This is a genomic window from Rummeliibacillus sp. SL167, assembly GCF_007896505.1.
Taxonomy (GTDB): domain Bacteria; phylum Bacillota; class Bacilli; order Bacillales_A; family Planococcaceae; genus Rummeliibacillus; species Rummeliibacillus suwonensis.
Genome location: NZ_VCBM01000001.1, coordinates 1,584,116 through 1,602,762 on the forward strand (window position 1 = coordinate 1,584,116; position 18,647 = coordinate 1,602,762).

16 protein-coding genes, 1 pseudogene and 1 riboswitch are annotated in these 18,647 nt (G+C 35.9%); of the genes and pseudogenes, 6 read left to right on the forward strand and 11 right to left on the reverse strand.

What is annotated here, in order from left to right:
* Together FEZ13_RS07115 and FEZ13_RS07120 are read right to left on the reverse strand one after the other, a co-directional pair.
* Window positions 1-666, reverse strand: coding sequence for a DUF1129 family protein (locus tag FEZ13_RS07115; RefSeq protein WP_186725814.1), 666 nt, complete (start codon window positions 664-666; stop codon window positions 1-3).
* Window positions 635-994 carry a PadR family transcriptional regulator gene (locus tag FEZ13_RS07120; protein WP_146552019.1) on the reverse strand — a complete coding sequence of 120 codons (360 nt, stop codon included), beginning with the start codon at window positions 992-994 and terminating at the stop codon, window positions 635-637. Before FEZ13_RS07120 ends, FEZ13_RS07115 begins: the two co-directional genes overlap by 32 nt.
* Before the next feature lie 225 nt (window positions 995-1,219).
* On the opposite strand from FEZ13_RS07120, the gene FEZ13_RS07125 reads away from it, so the two are divergent.
* Entirely contained in the window at window positions 1,220-2,002 is a 783-nt protein-coding gene (locus FEZ13_RS07125; RefSeq protein ID WP_146552020.1) for an enoyl-ACP reductase FabI, read from the forward strand.
* A gap of 140 nt (window positions 2,003-2,142) precedes the next feature.
* Here the strand turns inward: FEZ13_RS07125 and FEZ13_RS07130 are convergent, their stop codons facing one another.
* Window positions 2,143-3,153, reverse strand: coding sequence for an NAD(P)H-dependent flavin oxidoreductase (locus FEZ13_RS07130; protein WP_146552021.1), 1,011 nt, complete (start codon window positions 3,151-3,153; stop codon window positions 2,143-2,145).
* A 679-nt stretch (window positions 3,154-3,832) separates the two neighbouring features.
* On the opposite strand from FEZ13_RS07130, the pseudogene FEZ13_RS07135 reads away from it, so the two are divergent.
* From FEZ13_RS07135 to FEZ13_RS07145, 3 genes and pseudogenes are all read left to right on the forward strand, one after another.
* Window positions 3,833-5,137: pseudogene (locus FEZ13_RS07135) on the forward strand (circularly permuted type 2 ATP-grasp protein); the annotation flags it as partial.
* On the forward strand, window positions 5,127-6,086 hold the full coding sequence (locus FEZ13_RS07140) for an alpha-E domain-containing protein (RefSeq protein ID WP_146552023.1): 960 nt from the start codon (window positions 5,127-5,129) through the stop codon (window positions 6,084-6,086). The pseudogene FEZ13_RS07135 and the gene FEZ13_RS07140, both read left to right, overlap by 11 nt.
* A 30-nt stretch (window positions 6,087-6,116) precedes the next feature.
* Window positions 6,117-6,971 carry a transglutaminase family protein gene (locus FEZ13_RS07145; protein ID WP_146552024.1) on the forward strand — a complete coding sequence of 285 codons (855 nt, stop codon included), beginning with the start codon at window positions 6,117-6,119 and terminating at the stop codon, window positions 6,969-6,971.
* Window positions 6,972-7,310: 339 nt separating this feature from the next.
* Here FEZ13_RS07145 and FEZ13_RS07150 read toward each other — a convergent pair whose 3' ends face one another.
* Entirely contained in the window at window positions 7,311-8,522 is a 1,212-nt protein-coding gene (locus FEZ13_RS07150; RefSeq protein WP_255473068.1) for a C40 family peptidase, read from the reverse strand.
* 255 nt (window positions 8,523-8,777) lie between these two features.
* Here FEZ13_RS07150 and FEZ13_RS07155 point away from each other — a divergent pair, with 255 nt between their 5' ends.
* Window positions 8,778-9,356: a metallophosphoesterase family protein gene (locus FEZ13_RS07155; RefSeq protein WP_146552025.1), complete on the forward strand. Its 579-nt coding sequence runs from the start codon at window positions 8,778-8,780 to the stop codon at window positions 9,354-9,356.
* A gap of 246 nt (window positions 9,357-9,602) precedes the next feature.
* Window positions 9,603-10,496, forward strand: coding sequence for a LysR family transcriptional regulator (locus tag FEZ13_RS07160; protein WP_146552026.1), 894 nt, complete (start codon window positions 9,603-9,605; stop codon window positions 10,494-10,496).
* Between the two features lie 58 nt (window positions 10,497-10,554).
* Here the strand turns inward: FEZ13_RS07160 and FEZ13_RS19985 are convergent, their stop codons facing one another.
* From FEZ13_RS19985 to resB, 7 genes are all read right to left on the reverse strand, one after another.
* The gene (locus FEZ13_RS19985) at window positions 10,555-10,686 is read right to left on the reverse strand and encodes a hypothetical protein (RefSeq protein ID WP_255473069.1); all 132 of its coding nucleotides are present in this window, start codon (window positions 10,684-10,686) and stop codon (window positions 10,555-10,557) included.
* An 853-nt stretch (window positions 10,687-11,539) separates the two neighbouring features.
* Window positions 11,540-12,124 (reverse strand): ECF transporter S component, encoded by a 585-nt coding sequence (locus FEZ13_RS07165; protein WP_146549230.1) that lies wholly within the window; start codon window positions 12,122-12,124, stop codon window positions 11,540-11,542.
* A 153-nt stretch (window positions 12,125-12,277) separates the two neighbouring features.
* Window positions 12,278-12,420, reverse strand: a riboswitch (FMN riboswitch).
* A 182-nt stretch (window positions 12,421-12,602) separates the two neighbouring features.
* Window positions 12,603-12,776 (reverse strand): hypothetical protein, encoded by a 174-nt coding sequence (locus tag FEZ13_RS19470; protein ID WP_186725815.1) that lies wholly within the window; start codon window positions 12,774-12,776, stop codon window positions 12,603-12,605.
* 405 nt (window positions 12,777-13,181) lie between these two features.
* Window positions 13,182-14,963: an ATP-binding protein gene (locus tag FEZ13_RS07170; RefSeq protein WP_146552027.1), complete on the reverse strand. Its 1,782-nt coding sequence runs from the start codon at window positions 14,961-14,963 to the stop codon at window positions 13,182-13,184.
* On the reverse strand, window positions 14,956-15,672 hold the full coding sequence (locus tag FEZ13_RS07175) for a response regulator transcription factor (RefSeq protein WP_146549232.1): 717 nt from the start codon (window positions 15,670-15,672) through the stop codon (window positions 14,956-14,958). The genes FEZ13_RS07170 and FEZ13_RS07175 overlap by 8 nt, the downstream gene beginning before the upstream one ends.
* 110 nt (window positions 15,673-15,782) lie before the next feature.
* Window positions 15,783-16,970: a c-type cytochrome biogenesis protein CcsB gene (ccsB, locus tag FEZ13_RS07180; protein WP_146552028.1), complete on the reverse strand. Its 1,188-nt coding sequence runs from the start codon at window positions 16,968-16,970 to the stop codon at window positions 15,783-15,785.
* On the reverse strand, window positions 16,967-18,643 hold the full coding sequence (resB, locus tag FEZ13_RS07185) for a cytochrome c biogenesis protein ResB (protein ID WP_146552029.1): 1,677 nt from the start codon (window positions 18,641-18,643) through the stop codon (window positions 16,967-16,969). Before resB ends, ccsB begins: the two co-directional genes overlap by 4 nt.
* Between the last annotated feature and the right edge of the window lie 4 nt (window positions 18,644-18,647).

Here is an 18,647-nt window from a genome sequence, read left to right on the forward strand (position 1 = left end):
TTAATTCTCTGCTTTAAAAATACGTAGATGCTTCATAATAGAACTTAATAATAAAAGCGCACAGCCAATACCTAATTCAACATACCAATCCAATTTTAAAGCTGGACCAAGCCCCTTTGAAAAATAGTTTACCGTCACGACAATACCTAAAAATACGGTAAAGCCAACTGATGCTTTCAAAGTATCGATCGTTTGATGTTCATGAAACGCAGATTTTTTCAATAAATTGAGTATAATAAGAATCATGCTGATACCACCAATAGTCAATATCGCGAGTACAATAAGTACAGAATAAAGATAGATGGTATCTTGCTTTGTAAAAGCTTTTCCAAAAGCATCTACAACGATGAACCAACCTATTAGAATACTTAAAGTTTCTAGTGCAAATTTAAAAACGCTTTTTCCTTTTTCTTTTGGTAATGCTTCTACGATTTCTAGGGCATATTTGTCAGGATTTGGGCCAAAAACTTCTTTAGCTGTTTTTCCTTCATTTTGCGCTAATAATAAGTGGTCTAACAGTTCTATTAAAATTTCTTCAGTTTGTTTTTCAGACAATCCTAAATGACAGCGAAGAAAAACTAATAATTGATCATAATATTTTTCATTTTCTTCGGTTAATTGTTTTCTCTTATCATTATTTTCCTGAATCAACTGTTGAACATTCATCGTTTTCATCCTCTCTAAGTAATGTATTTACTGCCACCGATATCCCTGACCATTCTTGCCGAATATCGCATAACGCCTTTTTTCCATTCTCTGTCAATGTATAATACTTTCGATTAGGTCCTTCCTCTGATGGACGTAGTTCCCCGTAAATCCAGCCATTTTTTTGTAATCTTAATAATACTGGATAAATAGTACCTTCACTGACATCTGCTAAACCAATCCATTGTAATTTTTTTGATAATTCATAACCATAAACGGTTTCTTTTTCAATAACAGCCAATACACATCCATCTAGTATTCCTTTTAATAGCTGGCTTCTCGTAGACATTGTTCATCACTCCCAATCTCCATCTACATTGTTTAACAAGATAGTTATGCAATAAGAAACAGCTATCTTGCTAAGCAATGTAGCATCCTAATAATATACATAAATCATATAGTGCGTCAACTACATTGTTTAACAAGATAGTATAATTTCTTTGTTGCAATATAAAACTGTATAGGTTACTATTTTAGTATCAGGTACTAATAGTAACTATTACAGGAGGCTGTTATGGATAATCTATTACAATTAAAAGATAAAAACATTGTGGTAATGGGTGTAGCCAACGATCGAAGTATTGCTTGGGGTATTGCTAAAGCATTAATATCTGTTGGCGCTAACGTTATTTTCACATATCGTAAAGAACGTTCTCTCATGAAATTAGAAAAACAACTTGCAAAATATGAAAATTTGCAACCACTTGTCGTACAATGTGATGTAAATAGTGATGAAAGTATTCAACAAGCATTTAAAGGAATCGGTGAAAAAGTTGGTACAATTCATGGGATCGTCCATTCCGTTGCATTTGCACATGCGGAAGACTTAAAAAATCGTTTTATCGAAACATCTCGTGATGGCTACGCCTTCGCTCAAGATACTAGCGCTTACTCTCTAATCGCTGTTGCCAATGCTGCAAGACCTTATATGACAGATGGTGGCTCCATTATTACGATGACTTATTTAGGAGCTGAACGTGTCCTCGAGGGTTATAATGTGATGGGTGTAGCAAAAGCCGCTTTAGAAGCTTCTGTAAGATATTTGGCTTCTGATGTTGGTGGAGATGGTATTCGCGTAAACGCTATTTCTGCTGGTGCCATTAAAACACTTGCTGCAAAAGGTGTCCCATCTTTCAATAAGATTTTAAATAAAATGGAAGAAACAGCACCACTTAAACGTAATGTTACACCGGAGGAAGTAGCGAATATGTCACTTGTCATGCTAAGCCCATTATCTAGCGGTGTTACAGGAGAAGTCATCTATGTAGATGGCGGCTATCACATTATGGGAGTTTAACGAATTTCGTCATATTCAAGTGAATAACCATTAGAAATATCCTACTAAAAATCTTATCCTAAAAGATAAATCTTACAACTATTAGTAAAAATCCGCTCATTTCAACACAGATCATGAGCGGATTTTTGTTTGTACCGATATTATTTTGTCAAACGATCAACAATTTCCTGAACAGTCCCTTTTTCTACTAAGTGTAAGCTTGTCCCTGCCCACATTGACATTAAACTATAATAGTCTAATTCTTGAGCTCTTGCACGAATACTTTTTGTCAAATCATTTTGATATGGATATGGTGCAATCTTATTACCTTCCATAAAAATCATAAAATCATTTTCAATTCCACGTGCCAATTTACCTGAAAAAACATTTGATAGTGCTGTCACATCTTCGTCCGCTAACAAAATTTGTTGTTTATGAACGTTTGGAGCCCCACTCTCTTCACTTACTACAAAAGCTGTTCCAATCTGTACAGCTTCTGCACCTGTCTCGATTGCATGCTGAAGCTGTTCTTTCGTCGCAATCCCGCCTGCTGCAATAATTGGAATCGTTATTTTTCCTTGGGCTTGTAGAAGTAATTCCTGTAATGGTACTAATTGAAAAGGTTCTATAAATGATCCCCTATGTCCACCTGCCTCTTCACCCTGTAAAACAACCGCATCCAAACCATGCTGTTGTACCAAGATGGCTTCTTCAATGGTCGTAGCTGTTCCGATTGTAAAGATATCGTGATCACGTAGTTTTTTTATGACATCTTCAGAAGGTAACCCGAAAGTAAATGAACATACTTTCACATCTTCTTCAATGACGACATCTACTTGCGCATCAAAATCCGTTGTGGAAAGTAGCGCGCCCTCATCTGCAATCATTAATTTTTCTCGATATGGCTTTAATACATTATAGGCTTCTTCAAGTTCTTGTCGTGTCGCATTGATCACATTAGGTACAAATAAGTTAACAGCAAATGGTTTTGTTGTTTCTTTTTTCACCGCCTGGATAAATGCTTTTGTAACATCAGCATTTAAATAACCTGCACCGATGGAACCTAAAATTCCAGCATTCGCACTAGCTATAACCATTTCTGGTGTTGTTACGCCAGCCATCGGTGCTTGAATAATAGGCCATTGCATTTTTAATCGTTCTAATAATGTCATCTATAATCCCTCCGCTAATAACCTTTAAAAATTTTCAGGTGTGTTGATTAGAAAAAATTAGAATAAATATTCGTTGTCATTATTTTTTGTGGGCAAAATTGGATAATCAACACGCCTGCTACTGCACAAATCATTATGTAAAAAACGATACTCTTATTAAAAATAATTGCTACAAAAGTGGTCACTACATACTGTACCATAAAAATGGAAAATGCTTGACTAAAATCTATTATGTTTTTTCATTCAATAAGTTCCAGTACATAAATATATGAATCAGACCCAAGTTGCGGTGGTGATAAACCTACTTTATAGCAAATTACCATACATATTCCACTTTAATATAAATAAATCCTCTAATATGAATAATTGTGTCTAATTTATGAACTGACGTCAAAATGTCGTTTATTTTGATTTTCCTAACATTATAAAGGGATTTATGTAAAGTATCCTACTTTTTTAGATTTCCTTTAAACACGATAAAGTAAAGCTTCCATCAGCGGGAGTTTTCTTCATCCCCCACTGAAATAGAGGAACTCAGGTTAAAAGCCCACGTCCTGTGGCAACACCTGAGTGACCAACATCATGTTGGCCCGAACCAATCGGGCTTTAACGGGCAGTTGATCCCCCACCTATCTTTCTCGTTTTTCTCTAAACTTTGAGGTGGGGGTCTTACTGCCCGTTAAAGCGGGGCATTACCTTTACCGTTTATGGAGCAGAAGGTGGTACAGAACGCACAATGCCGTTTGACTTTGTACCAATTATCATAACGCATGATCATTGGCGCACCATTGAAAACGGGATGAAGCAACGCGTCGAAGCACTTAATCTTTTTTTACATGATATTTATCATGAACAACAGATCTTAAAAGCCGGGATCATACCTGCTACACTTGTTGATCATAATCCTCATTATTATAAAGAGGTAATAGGAGCTAAAATCCCTCTGAACAATCATATCTTCCTAGCAGGAATTGATTTAATACGGGATGATCATGGTACATATAGAGTATTAGAGGATAATTTAAGAAATCCATCCGGTATCTCTTATGTGTATAAAAACCGTGCCATTATGAAACAAGTTTATCCGGAATTCTTTTCTAATTACACATTACATACATTTGACCACCAGCTTTCAACAATGAGAGAAGCACTTCTCGCACATCGGCCTATGAGTCTACAGCCCACTCAAGAACCTCACGCTGTATTATTAACAGCCGGAATTTATAATTCTGCCTATTATGATCACGTTTTCTTGGCAAAACAGCTTAATATTTCTCTTGTAGAGGGAAGAGATCTTATCGTGAAAGATCGTTTTGTTTACATGAAAACGATCCGTGGATTAGAACGTGTGGATATTATTTACCGCCGAATCGATGATGATTTTTTAGATCCTGCTGTATTTCGTGAAGATTCCCTATTAGGCGTCACACATATTTTAGAAGCCTACAAAGCAGGAAATGTTGCTATTTTAAATGCAGTTGGAAATGCTGTAGCAGATGATAAAGCCATGTATGCCTACGTGCCTGATATGATTCGTTTTTATTTGAATGAGGAGCCTATTATTCAAAATGTAAAGACATATATGCTAAGCGATCCTCCTCAACGTAAATGGGTTCTTGAACATATCCATGAATTAGTGATTAAAAACGTTGGTGCATCAGGCGGCTATGATATGTTAATTGGACCGCATGCTTCTGAAGAAGAAATAGAGGTCTTTCGAAAAAAAATAACGGAAAATCCAAACCAATATATTGCACAGCCTACTATTAAACTTTCTAGAGCACCTGTTTACCAAAACAATCATTTTTACCCTTGTCATGTAGATTTACGCGTTTTTGTTATGAAAGGAAATGAAACAAATGTTTTGCTTGGAGGATTATCACGCGTGGCTTTAAAAGAAGGATCTCTAATCGTCAATTCTTCACAAGGTGGAGGAGCAAAAGATACATGGGTTCTAAAGGAGGAAGATCAACATGTTAAGTAGAGTTGCAGGATCATTATTTTGGATGGCTCGTTATAGTGAACGAACAGCAGCGAATACGCACATTATACATACTCAATTTGCCCAAATGTTAGAAGAATCTGGACTAGACACAACTTATCTAGAAGATTGGAAAGTAATTTTAAATATATGCGGATCTTCAAAAGAATTTTTTGACACCTATGATAAGCTATCTGTTCGAAATTTAAGTCATTATTTATTATACTCAAAAGAGAATTTCAATTCACTGATCCATACGATTTCTAGTATACGTGAAAATGCCCGGATGACTCGTGATATCATTCCACATGCTTTATGGGAGGAATGGAACGAGCTCTACTTATCCTTAAAAGATGATCCTCAATCTCCAATCTTTTCATTGCTTGAAATCAATAGGTTTCTCGAAAAGATTAACCATACATCACTTACTTCTACAGGAATCATTAATACACTCATGTCTCGTGATGAAGGCTATCATTTTTTGAAAATCGGTCGTTGGATTGAACGTGCTGAAAAAACAATGATTATTTTAAATGAATTACTTCAAAAAAAGGAACATGAAATAAGAAAATGTACAGCCACCTATAGTTTACAATTGACACAAACTTTAGAGGATTTTTCAAAGAAACATCGAATCTGCAATACAGATTCTGTTTTAAATTACTTGATAAAAGATACAACATGTACACATTCACTTTCTTATTGCATTCAGCATATGAAACAAAGTATCTCTGTACTAGAGCAAAATAATAACAATTGTCGACTGAGCCCTCTTTTACAAGAATTACAGGCAATTCAACAGGCTATTTCTTCTGTAGATATAGCTACGATGTCGATTGAACAGCAAAAAATTTGTATAGGTAGTTTTCTAACCCATTGTATTATGTTAGGCTCTGTCTTTTCAAAAGTTTATTATCTAGATGAATCTTTTCCCACTTATGAATTTCAATGACACTATGCACCAAGAGGAGAATCAACAATAATGAAATATAAAATTACGCATTTAAATACGTTCGAATACGATAGTCCTGTTGAACAAAGTTTAAACACGATACGACTTAAGCCGCGTACAAACGAATGCCAAAGACTATTATTTTATGATATCGAAATATTTCCAAATTCCGTAACAAGAGAATATACGGATATCTGGCATAACCCTGTTGCTGATTTTTACATACCACAAAAACACAGTAAGCTAGAAATTCAAACAACATCCATTGTTAGTATTCAAAAAGCACCACTCTTGAAACAACTCCATTTTTCAAACAAAATGAAAGATATTTTTGAATCACAACTTTTTAGAGATCATTATTTACATTATTTGCAGGCAACTAAATACACTTATTTACCAGAACATTATGTGAAAGAAATCACTCAGATCATTGGTAATCGACATAATCCTATTGAATTTTCAATTGCACTGATGACCCATCTGCACAAAAATATTCGTTATGATAAAACGGCAACAATTGTGAAAACAACTGCCCAAGAAGCTTATGAGCTAAAAGCCGGTGTATGTCAAGATTATGCGCATATAATGATTGGTATTTTGCGGGCAAATGGTATTCCTGCTCGTTACGTCAGCGGTTATCTTTATGTAGGAAAAGAGGATGATTTAATCGGAGACTCTGCAACGCATGCTTGGGTAGAAATAATGGTTCCAGGTGTCGGATGGTTAGGATTGGACCCAACAAATGATGTTGAAGCACTTGAGAATCATATTATCCTATGCGCGGGACGAGATTATACGGATGTTAGCCCTATTGAAGGCGTTTATACAGGAGGAAATCATACTCTGTCCATTAAAGTAAAAGTTAAAAAAATCGACCATTTATAATACCATCTGGTCGCTTCACTCCAGTTGAAATTGGAATATATCCCTCCCACTTTTATACATTTTCTGCTATATGGTGTGAACCCTATTTATGTTTCTATCCACAACATTTAAAGACAAATAAAGTAAAGCTTCCATCAGTGGGGGTTTTCTTCATCCCCCACTGATGGTTAGCTAAACCAATCGGACTTTTACGGGCAGTTGATCCCCCACCTATCTTTCTCGTTTCTCTCTAAATCTTGAGTTGGGGGTCTTACTGCCCGTTAAAGCGGGATAAAAAAGACTGTAGACCCACTGGAAAAATCCAGCTGATCTACAGTCTATATTTTAATGGAATCGTTTTTAGTTTACGCCAGAAATACGGCCGTATCCTACTAAGTATTTATTCCACCAACTAAGTGACTCTGTAACTACACCTTTGTTTTGGGCATCAAGCATTCTTCCGCCCCCAAGGTAAATACCAACATGTGCAATACCTGAACCATAGCTAAAGAATACTAAATCCCCTGCTTTTGCTTCACTTGCACTCACTCTCTGCGTTGCCAAATATTGTTGTGCGGCTGTACGAGGAAGTGAAACACCTGCTTGTTTAAAGGACCATTGTGTCAAGCCTGAGCAGTCAAAACCAGTTGACGGATTATTTCCACCCCATACATATGAACGTCCAAGATACTTGCCTGCTTCTGCAATAGCAGCCTGTGCAGAACCTGATCCTGATACGCTTGGAGCTTTTTGATCGTTACTTGATGCTCTAGATGCGCTTGTATCATTACCTGTATTAGCAGAATCACTTGCGCTATTTGCATGTAACGGATTGCTCGTTGCAGTTACAGCTGTTTCTTTACTAGCATCGATAAATTGTTTTTCTTGCAGTTTTTTCAAACGTTCTGCTTCCGCTTCACGTTTTTTACGTTCTCTTTCTAGTTTTTCTTGTTGTTTCTTCGTAGCGATTTGCTCTTTTAGTTTTAAAGATTTTGCTTTATTTTCAGCTTTTTTAGTTTCTAGGCTGTTTTCTTGCTCTTGCATTTCTTGAAATTGCTTTTGCAATTTTTCTTGTTTTTCTTGCAAAGATTGTTTTTCTTTCGCTAATTTTTCTTTATCCGCTTTTTGATCATCTAATAAGTTTTGATCCGCATCTAATATTGTTTTGACAGAAACCGTTCGACTTACTGCATCTGCAATACTATCAGCACCGAGAATAGCTTCAATGTAAGGACTCATTGTATTGTCTTGGTTTTGATATGCTTTCAAACGATCATTAATAATTGTTGAACGCTCTTTAATATTTTTTTCAGTTACTGCTATATTTTTGTTTGTTTCAGCAATTTCTTCTACTGTTTTTTCATATTCTTGTTGTTTTTTATCTAGTTGTTTTTGCAGTTTTTTTATTTCCGTATTCAATTGATTAATTTTCTTATCTATTAAAGCTTTCTTCTGTATCATTTGTGCTGATGTTTTTGCATCAACTTGTGCTGGTTCAGCTGTATAGAAAAATCCACAAGTTAAAGCTAGGGTAACAGCAGCTGTGCGCCCCCATTTTGAACGTATACTCAATCAAATCAACTCATTTCCATTTATTTTCAATATGTACGTGTAATTACTCTACTTAATAATAGCACGATTCATATATTTGTATAGTCTTTTCCTCCTGTTTTAATGGAAGCGTAATTGCTGTTACATTTCTGTCATATTGTTTTTTACTATGTTTCTTTTGTAAAATATTCTTTTTTTTTTGAACAAAACATTTTCTGAAGTTTAAGATTTATGATAAACTTTTTCATATATTTTCGCGAAAGGACTGTTATTATTATGCAATATGCAATACTTGGTGATCTTCATAGTAGCGTAGATGACACAAAAGCTGTTCTTCGAAATATCCATGAAAATGCTGAAAACGCAACTATATTGGGACTGGGAGATTTGTATGAATGCAAAATTGGAAAGAAAAAGGCGAAAGATGTCTCAGGTATTCCTTTAGATGAAGCTGCTGTGTATTCAAATGAATTTAAACAACTATTGCAATTTCCTTCAGTGAGAGGAAATCAAGAAGAACGGATTATGAAAGTGACAGGCTCAGATATGTTTTTGACTTTACCAGAATTTATCGAAATTGAAGGTGCCGAACTGATTCATGGTCACCAATTTAAATGGTCATCGGATTGGAAGCCATTTTTAGAACAAATTGAAGCACCAATCGTATTTTTTGGTCATAGTCATAGTGCTGCCTTTTATCGAAAAGGCAACAAAAAAGATTTTCAATATGGACAACCCATTCAGCTAAAAAAGAAAAAATACGGGGTTAATGTCGGCTCTGTTATTGAAAACCGCGAATGGTGTTTATATGATTCAAATGAGCAAACCATTACATTTATGAAGGCTTATAAATAAGAGGCCGAAACCGAACTAATTAATTGAGCCTCTCTAAAGCTGAATAATTGAACTTTATAAAATCATAATAAAAAAGAAAATCCGAACTAATCTGGAATTCTAATTAGAACTTCAATTCATAGTTCGGATTTTCCATTAGTTAAAATACTTTTATCCCAACTTTTTTTATTGACTTCACGCATAATGTTTTTTATGATTAGTATCAATATGATGCAAAAAAGGCATGATTGAAAGGGAGTAAACTACATGGAATGGCAACAGCTAGAATACTTTCAGGTACTAGCAAAGATTCAACATATGACAAGGGCTGCGGAACAGTTATCCATTTCTCAACCAGCACTTAGTCGCTCGATAGCCAGATTGGAAGATGAGTTAGGTGTTCCTTTATTTGAAAGACAAGGACGCTCGATCTCTTTAAATCGTTATGGAGAAATATTTGTGAAACGTGTTCATAATATAATGAGGGAATATCAAAATGGATTACATGAGATTCAAGAGATTATAGATCCGAATCATGGTGAAGTTTCTCTCGGCTTCTTACATACTTTAGGTACCAATGTTGTACCTGATTTAATCATGCATTTTAGAAAACAGTATCATGATATACATTTTAAGTTAAAACAAAATCACACACATCTACAGTTGAAACAATTGCGATCAGGAGAACTCGATCTTTGTTTGCTTGCAGATATGGAAGTGGAAAAACCAATCCAATGGACTGAACTTTGGCGTGAAGAATTGTTCGCTATTGTCCCAACTTGGCATCCTCTAGCTACTCGTCATTCAATTACTATAAAGGAATTAGCGAATGAACCATTTATATTATTGAAAAAAGAGTATGCACTGAGAATACAATTGGATAATATGTTTAATAAAGCTCACTTTGAACCAACCATTACCTTTGAAGGTGACGAAGTAGCAACAGTTGCTGGATTTGTGGCAGCTGGACTTGGTGTTTCTATTTTGCCAGATGGCGAAGAGATTAACTCAAAGCGAATTGTCAAAATACACATTAGTGATTTAAAACTTGAACGCATTATCGGTATGGCTTGGTCAGAGGGACGATATCTTTCACCCGCTACAAAACAATTTCAACAATTCATACTAGATTACTTTAAAAAAGAGCAGTCTAAAAAGTAGATTACTTACTAAGTTAAGGAACAATGATCGATTGAAGCTGGATAAAGTGAGGCTCCCATCAGCGGGGGTTTTCTTCATCCCCCACTGAAATAGAGGAACGGAAGTGAAAAACGCCACGTCCTGTGGCAACACCTGAGTGATCAACATCCTGCCCGAACCAATCGGGCGCATGCGGCAGTTGATTCCCCACCTATCTTTCTCGTTTCTCTCTAAACCTTGAGGTGGGAGTCTTACTGCCCGTTAACGCGGGATAAAAAATGACAAAGAGAAGAACAATCCCCGCCTCATGCCCAATGTTATTTTTCGAAACAAATTGAGATTTGCTGCAAGCTATCTGTCAAAATCTTTGAGAAAACATTAGTAGATCAAGAAAGGTTTGGAATATTAGAATAGTCAGCCGCTGTAAAGAGAAGAACGGGCACTGAAACAGATTCATCCGATATCTTTAAACACTATTCCAATATTTCAAACAAAATGAAAGGACAATTCAGATTGATACTGATTGTCCTTTTTTCAATGGTAGTAGAGTTTAAAAGTGAGGCATTGTTTCTGCTCGACAATTTTCTTTCATATCAAAATAACTGTATGATAAGTTACTAGACTTTTATTCAAACGTAATAGTGACTGGCTGCCTATCGACTACCCATCGAAGTCAGACAGCCAAGTGATGCAATCAAATTCTTCTACATCCAAGTCATTTGTAAATTTATCGCCACCATAGTCATCTTTGCGAGGATCATTGCCTACAAATTGCCCGATTCGTTCAACTAATACTAAAAAAATTGTATGAGTTTTACTTTATTTCAATCTAATCTATTATACTAGTGTGTATTGCCTGTATAGGTGCGGTTCTCTTTGATATCGTGTCCAGTTACTGTGGTCAAACAACAAATCATATTGCATTCTAGATTAGTACAATTATATAGCGCCTACATTGTCATTGTAAGTAGCTTATATTCAATTTTCACTTTCCCGGGAAATAAAAAGATTGCCTATACAATCAATATTCTCGATCTGTACAGGCAATCTGAATCATCTATTTTTTATTCATTTATAAAATGTTTGCGTTGCTTTGCAATCCAATTTTTTGAACTTGAGAACAGCAATAACATGATAGCCGTAACAATGATGCCCTTAATCATATTAAAAGGTAAAACAAAAGTGACGATTGTCTTCGTCAATGCTGAACCTGTTTCTGTTGGCACATTTAAGAAGTAATTGTACATTGGCATAAATAAGAAATAGTTTAGCACACTCATACCAACAGCCATCGTAATCGTACCTATGACTAAGCCTGTTGTTAATCCTTTAGCAGTCGTTAATCGTTTATAAACAAAATAAACCGGCATGATAAATAGAACTCCTGTTGTAAAGTTTGCAATTTGTCCAACTGGAACCCCTGTTGGACTTCCCATGTAGAACCAATTCAAAACATTTTTAATAAATTCTACAACGATTCCTGCAACTGGCCCCATTGTAATAGCTGCCATCAGTGCTGGAACATCGCTAAAGTCTACTTCTAGATAACTTGGAAAAGCCGGTAAGGGAAAATTAAAAATCATTAATATAAATGAAATACCACTTAACATCCCAATAGAAACCATTTTTTGCAACTTTGTATTTTTCATCTTTTTCTCTCCTTTTGTCGATTCACTTCAAAAAGAGGAGAGGTCCGGTTCATATGATATGCAATAAAACCTTCAAACAGATTGACTTAAAGGAGAACTTGGCATAATCAAAAAACGTCTTAATCGATATATAGTTAAATAAGACGACCGTACCTTCACCTTCTCCCATCCAGACTATACTGTCGGCTCTGGAATCTCACCAAATCCTACCATTATTATGGCTCGCGGGCTCAAGAGTCATTAATTTATCCTCTAATACCGCCGATCGGGAATTTCACCCTGCCCCGAAGATGAATCACTATGATTTTAATTACAATGTAACTATATAAAAAAAAGAAGATTTTGTAAAGACCTTATAAGCTATTTCTCAAAAAAAATTACAATTCCTACATGTATAGTATGTTTTTGAACAGATAATTGAATGCATATAATTAAAATCTCCCATCGAGCATCAATTTTTCAAGTATCAAACCTCTGTCTATAAAGTGAAGATTTCATCAGTGGGCGTTTTCTTCAATCCCCATGAACTAGAGGAACGGAAGTGAAAAGCGCCACGTCCTGTGGCAACACCTGAGGGACCAACATTATGACAATGCCACCTTCGTCCTGCCCGCCCAAACCAATTGGGCGCATACGGCAGTTGATTCCCCACCTATCTTTCTCGTTTCTCTCTAAACCTTGAGGGGGTCTTGCTGCTCGTTAACGCGGGATAAAATGAAGATTCTTATGGAACCGTCCCGTCTAAAAATGGGAAACGCACAATTCAGTATCTAACACCGAATTGTGCGCTTTTATTTTTCAATGATTGAAGTGTGTTTCTAATCTTTGGCTTTCGTTGTGGTAAACATGTTTTTCTATCGTTCCACTTTCGTCGCAAAAAACATATGACTTCAGCTGCACTCTTATCATAAAAAAGTTTTTACATTTCTATCAGTAAATTGGGCAGATTTTTACTAGCGTAAGCCTATTGAAATATTATTTTGAGCTACTGAGCTTTTTAAACAGCTCTTCCTACTCTTTAGACTCTCCCCTCAAAAATGGGAACACCTTAATATTATTAGTGTATTTCAAGCGGTAAAAAGAAGATAAAGTTCGTACCAACATCTACTTCACTTTCAACGGTAATACGTCCTTTATGCGCCTCTACTATATTTTTAGCAATTGCTAACCCTAGACCTGTACCACCTTTTCCTCTTGTTCTAGCTTTATCAGCTTTATAGAAGCGTTCAAACACATACTCTAAATCTTCTTTTGGAATACCTGCACCATTATCTTTTACTTGAATACGAGCATAAGAAACTTGTTGATCCACGATCACCTGTACAGTTCCGTTTGTATTCGTATGTCGAATGGCATTATCAATCAAGTTTGTTAAGACTTGTTCAATTCGATCCTCATCTAAACGAATTGTCGCTTTGTCATCAAAAGCGGATGAATATTTCAATTCAATCCCTTTTTCCTTTGCAGCTTGTACAAATTTTTGTGTAATTCTTTCAAACACTGGTGTAATCGGTACTACATCTTTGTATAAAGTGATATTGCCAGATTCCATCCGAGCTAAGTCTAACAAATCCGTTACCAATCTTCCCATTCGTTGAGATTCGTCATAAATAATACGGATCATTTCTGTTCGTTCTTCTTCACTTGATACTACGTCATCTATTATTGCTTCGCTATACCCTTGTAGCATAGCGATAGGTGTCCGTAATTCATGGGAAACATTGGCGATAAAGTCTGAACGCAATTTGTCTAAACGATGTTCTTCTGTTTTATCACGTAAAACAGCAACTGCTCCTCGTACAGAATCTCCACTATAAAGCGGACTGATGGAGATCATAAAATAGGTTCCATCTAATTCTAATTCTTCTTGAAGCTCTTCCTCTAGGTCCAGTACATGATCTAACATATGATAAATTTCTACAGGAATTGGGCGATCACTGTCAGAGCCTTTATTGATAAACCACTTTTGTAACAATAACTCTGCTGGAGGGTTACTCAAAATAATTGAACGATCACTATTAAATGTAATCACGGCATCCGTCATTGATGTTAGAATGCTAGACAATTGTTCTTTTTCCTGATTGATCACTTCCATATGATGCTTGAGTTGGCGACCCATTTGGTTGAACGCAGTACCTAATTGACCTATTTCATCATTCTGTAGAACTGGTACTTTTTTATCGAAGTTCCCTTTAGCTAGTTCGAAGGCTGCCTCACGCATTTTTCTCAAAGGTGATGTGATTCGTGTGGAAAGGAAAAAGGCAAAGAATGTTGTCAATATAAATGCAATGGCCGCAGATAAAAAGACGATCTTCGTTGTTTCTTTGGTTGTTCTATGAATAGCATCAGGGCTTTGATAAATATAAACGACGCCATGTTTAATCTTTTCTACATTTAATGGAAATGCCATAACGATATATGATTCTACATGATCTCTTTCTGTTGAAGAGGGTAGCATCACTTCTTTTACAACGGGTTCATCAGATGTAAATACTTTGTTAAATGATTTTTCCCTTATAATTTTTTCTTTGATCTTTTCTTGGTTTAAACCTTCTTGCAATGAAAAGGCTACTTTTCCAGGTTCATCTGCAATGACTGCGTTTGTTTCATCGCTTAAAATATCATCGATAATTGATTTTGTCGATGCGGTTGATTCATGATCATCAACAACTCTAGCAATGGTTGTTGCTTCTTGTCGAAGTAATGCTTCCGATTGTTGGGTATGGTATTTTGATAAAAATTCTAACATTAATACTGTAAAAACAAATAATACAAATGAAACGAGAAGCAAAATGGTTACCCATAGCTTCCCGACAACACTGTTCCATATTCTAGTCATTGACTACCTCAAATTTATAGCCAACTCCCCATACCGTTACAATCATTTTCGCTGCATTTTCAGATACACGATTTAGTTTTTCACGTAGACGCTTAACATGTGTATCGACAGTACGTAAATCTCCAAAGAAATCATAATGCCATACTTCTTTTAGAAGTTGCTCCCGATCAAAAACCTTATCTGGTGCCTTTGCCAAGAAATAGAGCAGTTCATATTCTTTTGGGGTTAAATTTACTTCTACACCATCCGCAGAAACACGATGTGCATCATGATCAATCGTTAAGTGTGGAAATACTACTAAGTCTTTCGAAGATGAAGTAACATTAACTGGTGAGAATGCTGCAGAACGGCGTAAAATCGCTTTTACTCGTAGTACCACTTCTCTAGGACTAAATGGTTTCACAATATAATCATCTGCACCCATTTCAAAGCCTTGAACTCGATTAGCTTCTTCACCTTTAGCAGTTAGTAAGATAATAGGTGTCGACTTTTTATCACGTAATTCCTCGCAAACCTCTAAGCCATCTTTCTCTGGCATCATAATATCTAACAGGATACAGTGATAATCTTTAGCAAGTGCTTTTTCTATAGCTTGTTCACCATTTTCTGCTTCATCTACTTCATAACCTTCGCGTTCTAAATACATTTTTAATAAACGACGGATACGATCCTCATCGTCTACTACTAAAATCGAAATTTGTTCAGTCACTGTTTATGCCTCCCCGTGTTCTATAGTCTTATTGTACAATCATACTTATTAATTGAAAAGAAAAGCCTTTCCACACTGCTGGAAAAGGCTTCTCTAAATTCAAATACACATTATCCTGCATATGAGTGTAAACCAGCAATGACTAAGTTGACTGCAACAAGGTTGAACATAATAATGGCAAATCCTACTACCGCAAGCCAAGCAGACTTTTCGCCTTGCCAACCTTTTGATAACCGCAAGTGAAGGAAAGCCGCATAGAATAGCCAAGTAATTAATGCCCATACTTCTTTTGGATCCCAGCCCCAGAATCTTGACCAAGCTTCTTGTGCCCAAATCATCGCAAAGATTAATGCACCTAATGTAAATACTGGAAAACCAATTAATACAGAACGATAACCAATTTCGTCTAATAATTGTGAATTGACACGTTTCGTAAGAGGTTGCACTACACGACAAATTGGTTTACGTAAAATAAGACGAATTAGACCATATAGAACCGTACCAAAAATAACGGACCAAACTACTGTTGTCAATTTTTTTGCATTGACAATAGCAGGCATTTCAGCCAATGGTTCCATTTTTCCTGATGATTTTAGCTCATATTGATGCATTCCAAACAGTGCTGGCGTATTATAAGTGATTTCTTGCTGTGCACCATTTTTATCTACATAACTAAAATCAGCTTCATAGCCAATCGCTTTGAATGTTGTAGTTACAATTACAAAACCAAGCACTAATACAACTGCATACATTACGATTTCTAGCCAAATGCTACTTTTCGTCCGTTTTGTTGTATCAACATTTTTCATCAAATAGATTAACCCTGCCACAGCACTGATTGATAAGATCGATTCACCGATTGCTGCAGTAATAACATGGATGGTTAACCAATAGCTTTTTAATGCTGGAATCAATGGTGTAACTTCTTTTGGAAACATACTCGCATAAGCAATGATTAATATGGCAACCGGTAATGCGAATAGTCCAAGTGCTGGAAGTCTATAAATAAAGTAAATTAAGATAAACGCTCCAACAACGAACATACCGAATGCGGTAGTAAACTCAAACATATTACTAACTGGGGCATGTCCAGCATAAATCCAGCGAGTGATAAAATAACCGAGATTCGCGATAAAACCGATAATGGTGATTGTAATTGCAATTTTACCCCAGTTTTTGTTGGATTTTGACGCATCTTGTTTTGTCCCTTTAATCGCTCCACCGAAAAACAACGTAGCGACTAAATACGCAATAAAAGCGATAAATAATAAACTACCACTTAGATCAATCAAACTCATAGGTTGTGGTCACCTTCCTTTTCGTTCTCTTGCTTTTTCTTTAGATCATCTTCATCTTGTTGATCAATCCATGCAGGTAGGTGAGCAAAGTCTGTTACTGCATTCAAGTCTTTTTTCAGACTAAACCAGTTTTTATTGGTATGGGCAGCCATTATGAGGCGACCATCCGCTGTTTTTTGCAGCCATAAACGTCGATGACTCCAATAAGATCCCATAACAACACCTATCATGAAAATTATACCACCAAGTGCCAGAATAGGAAGCGTCTTATCTTTACGAACCGTTAGTCCAGAAACATTTCTTGTATCAATACTTGCAAATTTCATCTTATATTTCGTTGTACCAAGAGGTTCTAGGGTTTGTTTAATCGCAACGAAACTGGTTTCCCCTTTAGGTGTTTCAGGTGTATACATTTTGAAGATAAACGCTGGGTTGTTTGGAATAGGTGATTCTGATTGTGGCTCACCGTTGTCAAACCCAGAGAATGTTGGATAATATCCTTTTAACTCAATTTTTGTTTGATCATCAATTTTATATACTTTTTTAGGATCTGCCAGATCGATTGTTACTTCACCTAAAGATTTACCTGTTTTTTTATTGACTAAATCGAAGTGCATCGCTTTTAATTCATTTAAACGGAAATCCATTTGATAAAGTCCATATCCATTATATTTTAATGGCTCATTTACTTTAATGGCAGATTCTTTTATCTTTTTTAAGTTTTCTGTATCCCCTGCAATAGCACTATCTTTTGCTTTATATAATACAACATCCGTTTGATAGTTTTTGGCTACGGAGTTGACAGCCGCTTTAGACTGATTGAATTCTTTTGTTTGCTCATCTTTTTCGTATGTTTGGAAAGTAAACTTATTACTATGTAGGTAATAACCTTCCATACCTGGGATTGATTCTGTTTCGCCTTCACGAATCCATAAATCTTCATCTATATAAAAGCCAGGCATTAAACGTAGCATAACACCAAATAAAAATATAATTAGCCCTAAATGATTGACATAAGGACCTAGACGAGCAAAGCGTCCCTTTTCTGCTAAAAGGGCATTTTCTTCTCTACGAACATTGTACTTTAACTCTTGCATTTTCTTGTCAGCCAAATCCAATGATTCATCTGCTTCAGCTGAAGACATTTCTTTTTGACCAAAAATGCGTTGACGCTTCATAAAACTTTCATGGCGTTTTACACGTTGATTTTTTAACGATTTGTAAAGAGGGATGCCACGATCCAAACTTGCCACGATTATTGAAATCGCTAACATTCCTATTAAAGTTTGAAACCACCATGAACTATAAATATCCGTTAATCCTAAATTGTAAAAGATTTTACCAAACGTACCATAGCTATCAACATAGGCCTGTTTTACATCTTCGCCATCTGTTACGTTAACGTAGACGACTTGAGGCAAAAATGTACCCACTGCTGCAACAATCAATGTAACAATAATGATTGTCACCCCAACTTTTACACTTGAGAAGAAATTCCAAATTTTATCAATAATAGTTTTGTTATATGTTTTAGAACGAATTGCGCTTCCTTCGTACTTCATATCGACTATTTTTTGTTTTTTGTCTTCTTCAGTTAGAGGTCGCCCACATTTTTCACATAAATGCGTTCCTTCGGGATTAACATGGCCACATTCACAAGTTATTTTATTCATCCTT